This is a genomic window from Blastococcus sp. CT_GayMR20 (assembly GCF_004570345.1).
Window position 1 is genome coordinate 13,675 of the sequence record NZ_SPQM01000064.1, and the last position, 14,671, is coordinate 28,345.

A 14,671-nucleotide genomic window follows, 5' to 3' on the forward strand; every position below is an offset into this window, starting at 1 on the left:
ACCGTCGGCCTCAGGAGGTGGCGGCGCTCCGCCAGCCGGCGTGGTAGGTCTCCCGTGCCATCTTGGCGTAGGGGACAGGGCTGACGGTGGCACGGACCTCGAACTGCTCGTGCGGCTCGACGGTGGTCTTCTCGCTGCCGCCGTCGGGCTCGCCCCAGACCACTCGGATCTCGGCGCCATGGGGGACGTCGGGGTTGACCGTGGCCAGGGACAGCCCCTTCTTCTCGTTGGCCGAGATGCCGGTGAACATCGACAGGCCGACGATCGTGCCGTCGGCGTCGATCACCTTGTCGAAGTTCGACGACCCGTAGTTGGCGTTGGGGAGGTCGAAGAACTGGTACCGGGCGTCCTTCACCGGAGCGCCGAGGAGCTCGGCGAGGTCGTCGGAGTTCCACTCCAGGGTGACCTTGCGGCGCTGGGCGTCCTTGTCCAGCGCCTCGAGGGCGTCCCGGCCGATGAAGTCGTGGTCGAACTTCACGAACGAGCCGTACCCGAGCTCCCACGGGTTGGTGTAGTAGTCCTCGATGGTGTCGGAGACGAAGCTGCCGGCGATGGCGTTGGTCGCCTCGTAGCTGTCGGCGCCGAGCCACTCGCGGTACGGACGCAGTTCCTCGCCGGTGTAGATGGCCGGCAGCGGGGAGGGGATCCAGCCCGACTCGAGCGTGTTGGTGGAGTAGGCCCGCGAGCCCACCGGCTCCATGCCGAACTCCCGGCCCGCCTCGAGGATGGCCTCGCGGATCCGGTCGTAGCTCTCGTAGGGGCCCCAGATCTCCAGACCGGGGGCGCCGGCCATGCCGTGGCGCAGGGTGCGCACGGTCTCGCCGGCGATCGTCATCTGGCCCATCCGGAAGAACTTCAGCTGCTCCACCGTGCCGCCGTTGAGCTTCTCGATGATCGGCCAGGCGTTGGGGCCCTGGATCTGGAACCGCCACAGGTCGCGGGTGACCTGCTTGCCGTAGGGCCGAGAGGGCGACCGCGGGTCGTTGCGGATCTCGACGTCGTAGTCGCCGGTCTCCCCTTGGAACTGGAGCCAGTTCGCGCCGGGCGCGCGACCCACGTAGACGTACTCGTCCTCGTCGAGGTGGAAGAGGATGCCGTCACCGATCACGTGGCCGGCCGGGGTGACCGGGACGAACTGCTTGGCCATGTCGACCGGGAAGTTGGCCACGCTGTTGATGCCGGTGTCGGAGATCAGCTTGAGGGCGTCCGGGCCCTTGATGAAGAGGTTGAACATGTGGTGCGTCTGGTCGAAGAGCACGGCGGTCTGCTGCCATGCCTTCTGCTCGCGCCGCCAGTTCGTGAACTCCGAGGGGACGACCGGGTAGATGTAGGTACCCAGCTGGGAGTTGCGCAGCAGGCCGACCGTGTCGCCGGTCTGGTCGAGGAGCTCCTGGAGGTTCTTCGCTGTCATGTCCGTCCGTTCTCGTCGGTTGTCACTTCTGCGGGCCGGCGGGGCCGGTCCGTGGTCGGTGCGCGAAGGCGGTCCGCCGTCCCGCCGGCGCGCGAGTGGGCGATCGTCGGAGTCCCCTGCAGCCTAGAGCGGTGGGTGTGGTCCAGCACACAGGCATCCGTCACCCTCCGCCGACCGTTACGGCCGCGCGGCGTGCGTCGGATGACGGGACGACCGGGTCATTTGACGTAATCGTCGGCAGGGTCGCGGTTCCGGCGCGACGACGGCCTCCGGATCGGCGAGAGTGGCTCCATCCGGACCACCGAGGGGGCAGGCGATGGTGCGTCGGCCGGTCGGCCCGCCGGCCCAGCTCTCGGCCGCGCTCGATGAACGCCGGACGTCGTGGGCTGCTGTGGCGGGCCTCATGGGCGCCGGGGTGGTCGCCGCCGCGCAGATCGGCGGGGCCGCGGCCGCACTGCCGGTCCTCCAGGAGGACTTCGGGCTCAGCCCGACCACGGCCGCCTGGTACCTCTCGTCGGTCAGCGCCCTGGGCGCGGCCGGCGGTGTCCTGCTCGGGTGGCTGGGCCAGACCCTGGGGTTCGGCCGTCAGATCCGGCTCGGCCTGCTCGCGATCGTCGTCGCCGACCTCGGCGGTGCGGGAGTCGACTCCGTGGCGGGGCTGCTGATCGCACGGGTGGCGGAAGGGCTCGGGCTCGTGATGGTGATCCTCGCGGCGCCGCCCCTGCTCTCCGCGGTGTCCGCGCCGGCCCACCGGCGGCTCGTGGCCGGCACGTGGGGCGCGTACATGCCGGTCGGGGCGGGGCTGGCGGCGCTGCTCGTGCCTCCCGCGATCGGGCTGGTGGGCTGGCGGGGAGCGTCGCTCGTCGATGCCTGCCTGGCGGCGGGCGTCCTCCTCGTGGTCCTGCGATGGGTGCCGTCCGCCGCGGTGCGCGGGAGGGCGTCCGTCGAGGGGCTGCTGGGGGCCTTCCGCTCGCCGTCCGTCCTCCTCATCACCGCAGTCTTCGGGCTCTACTCCGCGCAGTACCTGGCGGTGGTCGGCCTGTTGCCGGCTGCTCTGGTCGAAGGGGAAGGGCTGTCGGTCGCCGCCGCGGGACTCGTGGGTGCCGTCGTCTTCCTCGTGAACGCTCCCGGCAACGTGCTCGGTGCCTACCTCCTGCACCGGGGAGCGCCACTGCGGTGGGTGATCCCCGCGGGGTGCGCCGGCATGGCCGGAACCGTCTGGGGCGTGCTGGACCCGGCGCTCCCTCCCGTCGTGCGGATCGGGTCGGCGATCGCCTTCTCGTTCGTCGCCGGACTGGTCCCCTCCGCCCTCTTCGCCGCCCTGGCTGCGGTGTCGGCGGGTACCGACTCGGCCGGCGCGGCCATCGGGCTGCAGACCCAGGGGTCGGGTGTGGGGCAGTTGCTCGGTCCGCCGTTGGTGGTCGGGGTGGGCACGGCTGTCGGGACCGGGGCGCCCCAGTCGGCCGTCCTCGTGTGCCTTGCCGGGTTCGTCGCGGTCGGCGCCGTGGTGATGCCACGTGGCGAGCGAATCGCTGAGGGGAGCGGTGCGAAGCCCGAAAGCGCCGCGTCGCCGGGCCGACGGACCGATACTCGCGCGAGGGTCCCGTGGCGGCGATGATGACGGCTGCGCAACTTTCACACCAAAATCGTTGTCAATCTCACCGGGGGTCCGTAGGTTCCCCCGCGGGCTGGAGCCCGCACACCGGTAGCGACGCGGCAACGGCGGGAGAGACAGTCAATGGCGGCTGAGCTGACCTTGCAGGACGTGAATCTGCAGTTCGGCGGCATCAAGGTGCTGCAGGAGGTGAGCTTCGTCGTCGAGCCGGGCCAGATCTTCGGCCTCGTCGGGCCCAACGGCGCCGGCAAGACGTCGCTGTTCAACTGCATCAGCGGGCACTACAAGCCGACTGCGGGCACCGTCCGGATCGACAGCACCGAGGTGCAGGGCGCGCATCCGGCGACGCTGGCCCGTCACGGCCTGGCCCGGACGTTCCAGCACCCCGCGCTGCAGCTGCACGAGACAGTGCTCGAGAACGTGCTGCTGGGTGCGCACGCCCGGCTCCCCGGGGGACCGCTGGAGTGGTCGGTGCGGATGCCCCGCACCCGGCGCTCGGAGAAGGAGCTGCGCGTCGAGGCGCTCGACCTGCTGGAGCGCAACGGCCTGGGATGGGCCGCGCACCTGCCTGCCGACGAGCTGTCCCACGGCCTGCACAAGGGCGTCGAGCTCTGCCGAGCGCTGCTCATGAAGCCGAAGCTGCTGCTCCTCGACGAGCCCGCCGCAGGCCTTCCTCACGGAGAAGTGGAGAAGCTGATCGCAACGGTCCGGCGCCTGCACGCCGACGACGACATCACCGTCGTCATCGTCGAGCACCACATGGGCCTCATCGCCGCCCTCACCGACCGCGTCGTGGTGCTCGACCACGGGGCCAAGCTCATGGAGGGGACGGCAGCCGAAGCGCAGTCCGACCCCCGCGTCATCGAGGCGTACATCGGGAAGGACGCCGCTGATGACGCTGCTTGAGCTCGAGGACGTGACCGCGTCCTACGGTCCCGTGCAGGTGCTGGACGGCGTGTCGTTGAGCGTTCCGGACAACGGGGCGGTCGGCATCCTCGGTGCGAACGGCGCCGGCAAGACCACGACCCTCCGCGCGATCAGCGGGACCGTCCGCACGGCCGGCCGCATCGTCTTCGACGGCAAGGACATCCGCGGCATGCGGCCCGACCAGGTCGCCGCGCTGGGCATCGCGCACGTACCGGAGGGTCGCGGGACGCTCGGAGACCTCACCGTCCGGGAGAACCTGCTGGTCGGGGCGTACCTGCGCAAGGACGCCAAGGGCGTCCAGACCGACATCGACTACTGCCTCGACCTGTTCCCGAACCTGAAGGAACGCATCAGGTCGAACGCGTCGGCCCTGTCCGGCGGCGAGCAGCAGATGCTCGCGGTGGGCCGGGCGATCATGTCCAAGCCGCGACTGCTGCTGCTCGACGAGGCTTCGCTCGGTCTCGCGCCGAGCACCGCGAAGAACGTCTACGACGCGATCCGGCGGCTGCGGGTGGAGTCCGGCATCGCCATGGTCGTGGTCGAGCAGAACGCCAACCTCGCCTTCACTCTCGTCGACAGCGCCACGGTCCTGGAGACCGGCCGGAACGCTCTCACCGGCTCGTCCGCCGAACTCAAGGGCATGGACGAGATCCGTCGCGCCTACCTGGGAGGTTGACATGGGGGAATTCGTCCAACTGGTCGTCGACGGCCTGTCGACCGGCTCCGTCTACGGCGCCATCGCCCTCGCGATCGTGCTGGTCAACCAGGCGACCGGTCTGATCAACTTCGCCCAGGGCGGCATGGCCGTGCTCGCCGCGTACGTCGCGTGGTGGGCGACGAACCAGGGCGTGCCGCTCATCCTGGCGATCCTGCTGTCGATCGTCTTCTCGTTCGTGGTCGGCGCCGTCGTCGAGCGGTGGTTGATGCGGCGGTTCGAGCGCGGTGACCCCGACACCGCCGTCGTCATCACGATCGGCCTGCTGACCCTGATCACGGGCATCGCCGGCTGGCTCTGGACGTACAACAACCAGCAGTTCCCGTCCCTGTTCCCCCTCGACACGGTGTCGTTCCTGGGGGTCTCGATCAGCATCCGCTCGATCGGGACGACGGTCGTCATCGTCGTGGCGATGATCCTGCTGCAGGCGCTCTTCGTCCGTACGAAGCTCGGCCTGGCGCTGCGGGCCGTCGCGATCAATCCGCAGTCCGCGGCGTTCTCCGGACTTCCGGTCGGCCGTCTCCTCATGGTCGGCTGGGGTCTGGCCGCGGTGCTCGGCGCCGTGGCCGGGGCGCTCGTCGCGCCGCAGCTCACGCTGACGCCGGGGATGCTGGACAACGCCCTCGTGTACGCGCTGGCCGCCGTCATCCTCGGCGGTCTCACGAGCCCGATCGGTGTCGTCGTCGCCGCCTGGATCATCGGCGTCCTGGAGAACCTGGCCGCGGTGTACGTCCCGTTCATCGGTCACGACCTGAAGATCGCCGTGCCGTTCATCCTTCTCTTCGTCGTGCTCATCGTCCGACCTCAGGGCCTGTTCGGCCGGAAAACCGTGGTGCGTGTGTGATGGCCTCCGCCTCGATGACCTCCGCCTCGAAGACCCCGACCTCGAGGACCCCCGCCCCGTCCTTCCGGCAGCGTCCCTGGGTGCGGTGGGCGGCTCCGCTGCTGCTCGTGGCGGTGCTGGCCGTGCTGCCCCTCGTGCTGACGGAGTTCCAGAACGACACGCTCGCCCGCATCGGCGTCTACGCCGTCGCCGTCCTGGGGCTCAACGTGGTGATGGGCTACACGGGGCAGGTCTCGCTCGGCCAGATCTTCTTCCTCGGCTTCGGCGCGTACGTCACCGCGTACGGCGTCTCGAACGACTGGAACATCGTCCTGGTCTTCGCGCTCGCCTGCCTCCTCCCCGCCGTCGCGGGGCTGCTCGTGGCCCTCGCCGCCGCCCGCCTGGGCGGACTGGCGATCGCGATGGTCACGATCGCGCTGCCCATCGTCGGCGTACCGCTGGCGAAGCGGCTGAGCGATTTCACCGGTGGCTCGCAGGGCATCTCCGCGCGCTTCGCCGATGCTCCGGAGGGGAGCGGGCTCTACGACGACCAGTGGCGGCTCTACGTCGTCCTGGTTGTCGGCGGCATCGTTTTCCTGCTGACACGCAACCTCGTCCGGGGCAAGTACGGCCGGGCGTTCGCGATCGTCAAGGGCAACGAGAACGTGGCGTCGTCCATGGGTATCTCGCCGTACCGCTACAAGGTGCTGGCGTTCACGATCGCGTCGCTCATCGGCGGCGTGAGCGGGTTCCTGTACATGGTCGTCATCCAGTACACCTCCCCGGAGACCATGAGCTTCGGGCATTCGATCCAGCTGCTCGCCGCGATGGTGATCGGCGGCGCGGCGAGCATCGTGGGCTCGGTCCTCGGCGGCGCGTACTACGTGCTCATCCCGCAGCTGACGAACGTCGTCGACCCGAGCCTCACCGCCCTGCTGCAGGGCGCGATCCTCCTGGTCGTGCTCTTCGTCCTCCCCGGCGGCCTCGTGTCGCTGCCCCGCGCGCTGACCCGCGGAGGGCGGCGCCTCCGCGCCGGCCGCGGTCGTGCCGCCCCACCGACCACTCCGTCGTCGACCGCAGGGTCGGGCACCGCGGCGGAGGAACCTGAGACAGAGAGGCAAGGTCACGCATGAACAGGCACATTCGATCGCGGACGGCGCGCGGCATCGCCGTCGCGTCGGCGCTCGCGCTGACGGTCACGGCGTGCGGCCGCGGGGAGGACGCCGGCCGCAGCGGCGATGCCGCCGAGGGAGCGCCGAGCCCCGGGATCACCGACACGGAGGTCACCCTGGGCATCACCACCCCGCTCAGCGGCGCCACGGCGGGACCGGGCACCTGCACGGTCGCCGGCGTCAAGGCGTACTTCGGCAAGAAGAACGCCGAGGGCGGCGTCGAGTTCGGCGACGGGAAGACCCGCACGGTCGAGATCGAGGCGCTGGACGACACCTACGACCCGCAGAAGGCCAAGGCGAACTACGACCAGCTGAAGGACGACGTCTTCGCGATGACCGCGGGGCTGGGCACGCCGACGAACCGGGCCTGGCTCGACGCGGCGATCGCCGACGAGGTGCCGCAGGTGCTGATCATGACCGGCGACCCGATCTTCAGCGACACCGAGCAGAGCCCCTGGCAGCTCGGCTTCGTGCCGATCTACCAGAACGAGGGCGAGGCCTTCGGCGAGCTGCTCGCCACCTCCACCGCGGAGCACAAGGTCGCGATCCTGGCGCAGAACGACGACTACGGCGAGGGCTACGTCGAGGGCTTCAAGTCGGCCGTCGAGGGTGCGGACAACATCGAGATCGTCGACGAGCTCACCTACGAGGCGACCGACACGTCCGTCGACGCGCAGCTCACCGAGCTCGCCAACAGCGAGGCCGACATCTTCTTCAACGCGATGTCGGTGACCCCGCTCATGATCTCGGCGCTGCAGAAGGCCCAGCAGCTGAACTGGAAGCCGAGCTGGTTCCTGCCCTCGAACACGTCGAGCCCCACGGCGATCCTCGAGCCGGGCGGCGCCGCGGCGTACCCCGGCATCTACTCCGTCTCGTTCTCGAAGGCGCCGCAGAGCCCCGCGTTCGCCCAGGACCCGGACGTGGTGGAGTACCTGGCGGCGCTCAAGGAGTACGGCGACTACCCGGACCCGCCGGCGTTCCCGCACTGCCAGTGGAGCTGGATGGTCGGTGCGACGCTCGAGCAGGCCTTCGCGGAGATGACCGAGCCGACCCGTGAGAACTTCATGGAGGCACTGCGCTCGATCGAGGGCTACGAGGCACCGCTCATGCTGCCGGACACGTCGGTGAGCACCACCGAGGCCGGTCAGCCCGCGGTGTCGACGGTGGTCGCGCAGAAGTTCAACGGCCGCGGCTACGACACGGTCGAGACCTTCGAGTGACACAGGTCTGATGCGGAGGGGCGGCTCGTTCTCGGACGGGCCGCCCCTTCGTGTCTCGTCGCCCCTGATGGGGGACTCCGCCGTGTCGGATCCGCCCTTCTCCTTGAGACATCTCGTTCATGATCCATACGGTGGGCCGGTGGCTCAGGTGACCGGCGAGGGGGAACACCTGCTCAGCGGTGCGCGGGCCAGGCGCATCGCCGAGCAGCGGCTGCGTGAGGAGATCACGCGCGGCCTCGTCGTCCCGGGACAGCGGCTGGTCGAGCCCGAGCTGGGCGAGCGGTACGGCGTGACCCGGAACAGCGCCCGGCTGGCGCTGGACGCGCTGATCACCGAGCGCCTGGTCGAGCGGATCCCCAACCGCGGGGCCCGGGTCCGTGTCGTGCCCACGTCCGAGGCGGTGGCCATCGCGGAGTGCCGCCAGGTGCTCGACGGACTGCTGGCGCGCAAGGCGGCGCAGAACGCGACCGACGGCCAGATCGACCGCCTGCACGCCAACCTCGAGCGGATGCAGCGGGCCGTGGCGGACCAGGAGTTGCTCGAGTACTCGAGGCTGACCCAGGAGCACCATCGGCTCCTCACGGAGTCCGCGCGTCAGACCATGGCGTCGGCACTGGTCCAGCGCCTGCAGGGCCAGATCGGGCGCCACGAGTTCCGGTTGCTGCTGCGCCCCGGGCGGCCCCAGCAGTCGCTCGCCGAGCTGACGCGGGTCGTCGACGCCATCGCGGAGCGCCGGGCGAACTCCGCCGAGTCGGCCGCCCGGGCGCACCTGCAGGCAGTCATCGACGCGCTGCTGCTGGAGTCGGCAGGGGAGTAGCCGGCGGCCCCGACGGGCGCCAGCACATGCATTCCTGCGACGGGCGCACCGGGACGGCAGCGATTGCACACACGATCGTTGGCAATCACCCGTGCATGAGTTAGCGTGCCGGCATGGCTTCCGCGGCTCAGGAGACGGCGGAGCGGGCACTCCGGGGCGCGATCTCGCGCGGTGACATGCCGCCCGGATACCGGCTGGTCGAGGCCGAGCTGGTCACCCTGACCGGAGTGAGCCGCAGCGCCGTACGGCTGGCGATCGACGTGCTGGCCGCGGAGGGTCTGGTCGAGCGGATCCAGAACAAGGGTGCACGCGTGCGCGTCGTCTCGACCGACGAAGCCGTCGCGATCACCGAGTGCCGGATGCCGCTCGAGGGCCTGCTGGCCCGCAAGGCCGCAGAGCGCATCACCGATGCCGAGATCGACCGGTTGCGCGCGCACCTGCAGACCATGACCAGCGCCGTCGACTCCGGCGACGTCCTCAAGTACTCGGAGTTCATCCAGCAGCTCCACGGCATGATCGGCGACGCCGCCCGCCATCCGATCGCAGCCGACCTGGTGGGGCGCCTGCAGGCCCAGCTGGTGCGCCACCGGTTCCGGCTCTCGCTGCGGCCCGGTCGTCCGCGCGTCAGCCTGGGCGAGCTGACCGCCCTCGTGGACGCGATCGCCGATCGCGATCCCGAGCGGGCCGAGGCCGCGGCGGTCACCCATCTCCGCAGCGTCATCGCGGCGTTGTCCGACCCGACCCAGGACCCCGGAGGGCCAGCGTGAGAACCGTCGTCGTCACCGATCCGCCGCGGGCCGACGCCGGGGACGCCGAGCAGCTCGGCGGCTTCGGTGTCGCGACCGTGCACGAGGCACTGGGGCGGGTCGGTTACCTGGGCCCCGGCTTCCGCCCGGCCTGGCCGGGAGCCCGGATCGGCGGCACCGCCGTGACGACGCTCTGCTGGCCGGGGGACAACCTGATGATCCACGTGGCCGTCGAGCAGTGCCGGCCCGGCGACGTCCTGGTGGTCGCCACCAACTCGCCGTCGACCGACGGCCTCTTCGGCGAGCTGTTCGCCACCGCCCTGGCGCACCGCGGTGTCCGGGGCGTCGTGCTGGGCAGCGGGGTGCGCGACGTCGCCGAGCTGAGGGAGATGGGCTTCCCGGCCTGGTCCACCGCGGTCAGCGCGCAGGGGTCGGTGAAGGCCACCGCGGGGGCGGTCAACGTGCCGGTCGTCCTGGGGGGCCAGCGGATCTGTGCCGGCGACGTCGTGCTCGCCGACGACGACGGCGTGATGGTCGTGCCGCGCGCGGACGTGCCGCGCGCGCTCTCCGCCTCCCGGGCCCGCCTCGACAAGGAGGCCACCAGCCGCGCGGCCTTCCAGGAGGGGGAGCTCGGACTCGACCGCTACGGCCTGCGCGACCGGCTCCCCGACTTCGGGATCGAGTACCTGACGTACGACAAGTACACGGAGCAGGAACGGTGACCTACGACGAGACCGGGGTGCGCTGCACGATGCTGCGCGGCGGCACCTCCCGGGGGCTCTACTTCGAGGAGCGGGACCTGCCGGGCGACGCCGCCGACCGGGACGACCTGCTGCTGCGGCTCATGGGCACGCCCGATCCGCGGCAGATCGACGGGCTCGGCGGTGCCTCGACGCTCACCAGCAAGGTGGCGGTGGTCTCGCCGTCGCAGGCCGCGGACGTCGACGTCGACTATCTCTTCCTGCAGCTCGGCGTGGACGAGGCCACCGTCAGCGAGCTGCAGAACTGCGGCAACATCCTCGCCGGCGTCGGGCCGTTCGCGGTCGAGCGCGGTCTCGTGCCGGCCGGGGACACCGAGACGAGCGTCCGGATCCGCATGGTCAACTCCGACAGCGTCGCCGTCGCCACCTTCCCCACCCCCGGGGGGCGGGTCGAGTACCGCGGCGACGTCGAGATCGCCGGCGTCCCCGGTACGGCCGCCCCCGTCGTCCTCGCCTTCGCCGACACCGAGGGATCGGCCACCGGTGCGCTGCTGCCGACGGGGAACGTGCGGGACACGATCGAGGGCATCGACGTGACCTGCGTCGACAACGGCATGCCCGTCGTCCTGGCGCTCGCCGAGTCCTTCGGGCTCACCGGGCACGAGTCGCACGAGCAGCTCGCAGCCGACACGGCGCTGCTCGACCGGGTCGACGCCTTCCGCCGCAAGGCCGCCCAGCTCATGGGCCTCGGCGACGTCTCCCGCGCCTCGGTGCCCAAGACGGTGCTGCTCAGTGCCCCGCGCGACGGCGGGCAGGTCTGCACCAGGTCGTTCATCCCGGTGCAGCCGCACACCTCGATCGGCGTGCTCGGTGCCGTCAGCGTCGTGACCGGGATGCTGCTCCCTGACTCCGTCGGCCACGCGCTCACCGCAGACTGGCCGCAGGGGAGCTCGCAGGTCGACGTCGAGCACCCGACCGGACACCTGCTGGTCGACGTCGCGGTCGACGGCTCGGTGACGCCGCCGCGGGTGGTCCGCTCCGGCGTCGTCCGCACCGCCCGCAAGCTGTTCGACGGCACCGCCTTCCCCCGCGCCTGAACGGCCAGCCCCGTACGACCGCTCTGAGGAGACCCCGTGCCGCCGCTCCACGACATCGCCCACCTGGCCCACATCGAGCTGCTCACCCACAAGCCCGAGGAGAGCCTGGACTTCTTCGTGCGCTACCTCGGGATGACCGAGAACGGCTCGTCCGGCGACTCGGTCTTCCTGCGGGCGTGGGACGACTACGAGAACACGACCATCAAGCTCACCGCGGCGGCGCAGCCCGGTGTCGGCCGGACCAACTTCCGGGCGAGCACGCCCGAGGCGCTGCAGCGCCGGGTGGCCGCCATCGAGGCGACCGGCCTCGGCAAGGGTTGGCAGGACGGCGACCCCGGGTACGGCCCGGTCTACGTCTTCACCGATCCCGACGGCCACGAGATGGGCGTCTACTACGAGACCGCGTGGTACCAGCCGGAGGGTGACCTGAAGCCGGCGCTGAAGAACCAGGCGCAGGCCTACCCCGGCCGCGGGGTCAGCGTCCGGCGGATCGACCACATCAACTACCTCGGGGTGAACCCCCAGGAGAACCGCGACTTCTTCGTCGACACCCTCGGCGCGATGACCACCGAGCAGATCGTGCTGGACAGCGGTGAGATCGCCGGCACCTGGACCACGTTCACCAACCAGGGCTACAACGCGGTCTGGACCAAGGACAAGACCGGCACGGCCGGCCGGCTGCACCACATCTCCTTCGCCGTGGACAGCCGCGACGACATCATCCGGGCCGCCGACCTCGCCCTCGAGCAGGGCGTGCACATCGAGACCGGGCCGCACAAGCACACGATCCAGCAGAGCTTCTTCCTCTACGTCTGGGAGCCGGCCGGCAACCGGATCGAGCTGGACAACCCCGCCGCCCGGCTGGTCTTCGCCCCCGACTGGCAGCCCGTCGACTGGTCCGAGGCCGAGCGTGCCAAGGGCCAGGCGTGGGGTCTGAAGACCATCGACTCGTTCCACACCCACGGCACGCCTCCGGTCCAGGCGCCGCAGTGACCCCGCGCATCGCCGTCCTCGGGCTCGGCGAGGCGGGGGCGGAGATCGCTCGTGACCTGGTCGCGGCAGGGGCTCACGTGCGGGGCTACGACCCGCTGGCCATCACCGTCGAGGGGGTCGAGCCGCGGGGCAGCGAGGCCGATGCGGTGGCCGATGCCGATCTGGTGCTCAGCGTCAACAGCTCCCACGACGCCGTCACCGCTCTGGAGAACGCGCTGCCCGGGCTCCGCGCCGGCACGCTGTGGGCCGACCTCAACACCGCCAGCCCGGGACTGAAGGGAACCCTGGCGGAGCGGGCGAAGGAGTACGACGTCCCCGTCGTCGACGTCGCGTTGATGTCGCCGGTGCCGGGCAAGGGGCTGCGCACGCCGATGCTGGTGTCCGGGGAGGAGGCCGGCCGGTATGCCGAGGTCCTGGCCGACCTGGGTGCCGACGTCGCGGTCCAGCCGGGCCCGGTGGGGACCGCCATCTCGCGCAAGCTGCTGCGCAGCGTCTTCTACAAGGGGCTCGCCGCCGCCGTCGTGGAGGCGCTGCGCGGGGCCGAGGCCGCCGGCTGCGAGGACTGGCTCCGCGACAACATCGCCGCGGAACTCGACTCGTTCGACCGGCGGACCGTCGACCGGCTGGTCGACGGCACGCACACGCACGCGCGGCGGAGGGCCGACGAGATGACCGCCGCGACCGAGCAGCTCGAGGAGCTGGGCGTGCCGGCGCGGGTCGCGACCGCCGCCCGTGACCTGCTCGTGGAGCTGCGCGACGCCGTCCCGCACGAGGAGAGCACGTGATCATCGACTGTCACGGCCACTACACCACCGCTCCGGCAGCCCACACCGCCTGGCGCGAGCAGCAGGTGGCGGCCTGGGAGGCGGGGACGACGCCACCGGCCTACCCGTCCATCAGCGACGACGAGATCCGGGAGACGATCGAGTCGAGCCAGCTCCGGTTGATGGACGAGCGGGGCATCGACGTCACGCTGTTCTCGCCGCGCGCCTCGGCGATGGCGCCGCACGTCGGTGACGCGGCCGTGAGCCTGGAGTGGTCGCGCCGGTGCAACGACCTCGTCCACCGGGTGGCGACCCTCTACCCCGGCCGCTTCGTCCCCGTCTGCCAGCTGCCGCAGTCGCCCGGGGCGGACCTGCAGGCGTCGATCGCCGAGCTGCGCCGGTGCGTGGAGGAGCTGGGCTTCGTCGGCTGCAACCTCAACCCTGATCCCAGTGGTGGCTACTGGACCTCGCCGCCCCTGACCGACCGCAGCTGGTACCCCTTCTACGAGGCGATGGTCTCCCTCGACGTGCCGGCCATGGTGCACGTCTCGGCGTCGGCGTCCCCGGTGTTCCACGGGACGGGGGCGTACTACATCAACGCCGACACGACGGCCTTCATGCAGCTCGTCCAGGGCGACCTCTTCGGCGACCTGCCGGAGCTCCGCCTGGTGATCCCGCACGGCGGGGGAGCGGTGCCCTACCACTGGGGGCGGTACCGGGGACTGGCCGACATGCTCGGACAGCCGCCGGTGGAGTTCAACGTGATGCGCAACGTCTATTTCGACACCTGCGTCTACCACCAGCCCGGCATCGACCTGCTGCTCGACGTGGTGGACACCCCGAACGTCCTCTTCGGGTCCGAGATGGTGGGCGCCGTGCGCGGCGTCGACCCGCGGACGGGCCACTACTACGACGACACGCGGCGCTACGTCGAGGCGTCGAACCTGGACGACGAGGCGCGCACCGCCGTGTTCGAGGGCAACGTCCGGCGCGTCTACCCCCGGCTGGCTGCTGCGCTGGAGGCCCTGGGGCGGTGAGCGGGGCGGTCAGATCGTCTCGGGCACCCGGAGGTGGGCGATCGCGACGTCGAACGCGGCGGTGCCGACGACCTCGATGCCCAGGGCGGGGGCGAACTCCTCGCGGAACTCCCGCGCTCCCTCGCCCGCCTGCTCCAGGTGGGTGTCGCTGTCGTAGGAGATGGCAGCGACGGTGAGCCCGTCCTCGCGGCGCACCATCACGCTGACGCTGCAGAATCCGGGCAGGTCGTCGAGCTTGGGCATCAGTGACAGCCGGACGGCGTCCACGGCGCGGTTGACGGCGTCCGGTTCGGTGCGCAGCCAGGTGACGCGGGAGCGGGCCCCCCGGAGGGGTGCCTCCTGCACCCGGTGCATCGCGGCGATCTCCCACTCCTGCACCTCCGCCGTGCCGCCGAGGAGCTCGGCGGTGCGCTCCGCGGACGGCCGGACGTCCTCGGCGCTGGAGCGCAGCGCCGCCTCGTCCTGCCAGGACGTCGTGACGATGCAGTGGCCGGTGTCGCGGTCGGCGAGCATCGACAGGCCGACGCAGCCCTCCATGGACCGGACGGTGGGCATGACCTCGTCGCGGACGTACGAGGTCGCCTCGGGGACCGATGACGCCTCGCCGTGGATCGTCGTCGACCTCGCGTACAT

Annotated in this window: 15 protein-coding genes; 13 read left to right on the forward strand and 2 right to left on the reverse strand. The window is 71.0% G+C overall.

Annotated features, from left to right (window positions below; all coding sequences use genetic code 11):
- Nucleotides 1-10 precede the first annotated feature (10 nt).
- Complete coding sequence (locus E4P40_RS15260; protein WP_135159387.1) at nucleotides 11-1,411, reverse strand: aminomethyltransferase family protein; 1,401 nt, start codon at nucleotides 1,409-1,411, stop codon at nucleotides 11-13.
- Between the two features lie 316 nt (nucleotides 1,412-1,727).
- Between E4P40_RS15260 and E4P40_RS15265 the strand changes: the two genes are divergently transcribed.
- The 13 genes from E4P40_RS15265 to E4P40_RS15325 all read left to right on the forward strand — a co-directional run bounded on the left by E4P40_RS15265 (nucleotide 1,728) and on the right by E4P40_RS15325 (nucleotide 14,038).
- Nucleotides 1,728-3,029, forward strand: coding sequence for an MFS transporter (locus E4P40_RS15265; RefSeq protein WP_135159388.1), 1,302 nt, complete (start codon nucleotides 1,728-1,730; stop codon nucleotides 3,027-3,029).
- Nucleotides 3,030-3,176: 147 nt separating this feature from the next.
- Nucleotides 3,177-3,932 (forward strand): ABC transporter ATP-binding protein, encoded by a 756-nt coding sequence (locus E4P40_RS15270; protein WP_209305351.1) that lies wholly within the window; start codon nucleotides 3,177-3,179, stop codon nucleotides 3,930-3,932.
- Nucleotides 3,919-4,629 (forward strand): ABC transporter ATP-binding protein, encoded by a 711-nt coding sequence (locus E4P40_RS15275; RefSeq protein ID WP_135159390.1) that lies wholly within the window; start codon nucleotides 3,919-3,921, stop codon nucleotides 4,627-4,629. The genes E4P40_RS15270 and E4P40_RS15275 overlap by 14 nt, the downstream gene beginning before the upstream one ends.
- 1 nt (nucleotide 4,630) lies before the next feature.
- Complete coding sequence (locus tag E4P40_RS15280) at nucleotides 4,631-5,512, forward strand: branched-chain amino acid ABC transporter permease (RefSeq protein ID WP_135159391.1); 882 nt, start codon at nucleotides 4,631-4,633, stop codon at nucleotides 5,510-5,512.
- Nucleotides 5,513-5,526: 14 nt separating this feature from the next.
- The gene (locus E4P40_RS15285; RefSeq protein ID WP_209305352.1) at nucleotides 5,527-6,624 is read left to right on the forward strand and encodes a branched-chain amino acid ABC transporter permease; all 1,098 of its coding nucleotides are present in this window, start codon (nucleotides 5,527-5,529) and stop codon (nucleotides 6,622-6,624) included.
- A complete protein-coding gene (locus E4P40_RS15290; protein WP_135159393.1) occupies nucleotides 6,621-7,883 on the forward strand; it encodes an ABC transporter substrate-binding protein in 1,263 nt (420 codons plus the stop codon). Before E4P40_RS15285 ends, E4P40_RS15290 begins: the two co-directional genes overlap by 4 nt.
- Before the next feature lie 139 nt (nucleotides 7,884-8,022).
- Complete coding sequence (locus E4P40_RS15295) at nucleotides 8,023-8,700, forward strand: GntR family transcriptional regulator (protein ID WP_245160366.1); 678 nt, start codon at nucleotides 8,023-8,025, stop codon at nucleotides 8,698-8,700.
- A gap of 113 nt (nucleotides 8,701-8,813) precedes the next feature.
- Nucleotides 8,814-9,467: a GntR family transcriptional regulator gene (locus tag E4P40_RS15300; RefSeq protein WP_135159395.1), complete on the forward strand. Its 654-nt coding sequence runs from the start codon at nucleotides 8,814-8,816 to the stop codon at nucleotides 9,465-9,467.
- Nucleotides 9,464-10,168, forward strand: coding sequence for a 4-carboxy-4-hydroxy-2-oxoadipate aldolase/oxaloacetate decarboxylase (locus tag E4P40_RS15305; protein ID WP_135159396.1), 705 nt, complete (start codon nucleotides 9,464-9,466; stop codon nucleotides 10,166-10,168). Before E4P40_RS15300 ends, E4P40_RS15305 begins: the two co-directional genes overlap by 4 nt.
- Nucleotides 10,165-11,244 carry a 4-oxalomesaconate tautomerase gene (locus tag E4P40_RS15310; protein WP_135159397.1) on the forward strand — a complete coding sequence of 360 codons (1,080 nt, stop codon included), beginning with the start codon at nucleotides 10,165-10,167 and terminating at the stop codon, nucleotides 11,242-11,244. Before E4P40_RS15305 ends, E4P40_RS15310 begins: the two co-directional genes overlap by 4 nt.
- Nucleotides 11,245-11,280: 36 nt before the next feature.
- Entirely contained in the window at nucleotides 11,281-12,237 is a 957-nt protein-coding gene (locus E4P40_RS15315) for a VOC family protein (RefSeq protein ID WP_135159398.1), read from the forward strand.
- Nucleotides 12,234-13,022, forward strand: a complete 789-nt coding sequence (locus E4P40_RS15320; protein ID WP_135159399.1) for a DUF1932 domain-containing protein — start codon at nucleotides 12,234-12,236, stop codon at nucleotides 13,020-13,022. Before E4P40_RS15315 ends, E4P40_RS15320 begins: the two co-directional genes overlap by 4 nt.
- Nucleotides 13,019-14,038 carry an amidohydrolase family protein gene (locus E4P40_RS15325; protein WP_135159400.1) on the forward strand — a complete coding sequence of 340 codons (1,020 nt, stop codon included), beginning with the start codon at nucleotides 13,019-13,021 and terminating at the stop codon, nucleotides 14,036-14,038. Before E4P40_RS15320 ends, E4P40_RS15325 begins: the two co-directional genes overlap by 4 nt.
- A 9-nt stretch (nucleotides 14,039-14,047) precedes the next feature.
- On the opposite strand, the gene E4P40_RS15330 is transcribed toward E4P40_RS15325, so the two are convergent.
- Nucleotides 14,048-14,671 (reverse strand): antibiotic biosynthesis monooxygenase (locus tag E4P40_RS15330; protein ID WP_135159401.1); only part of this gene is annotated, 624 nt, incomplete at its 5' end.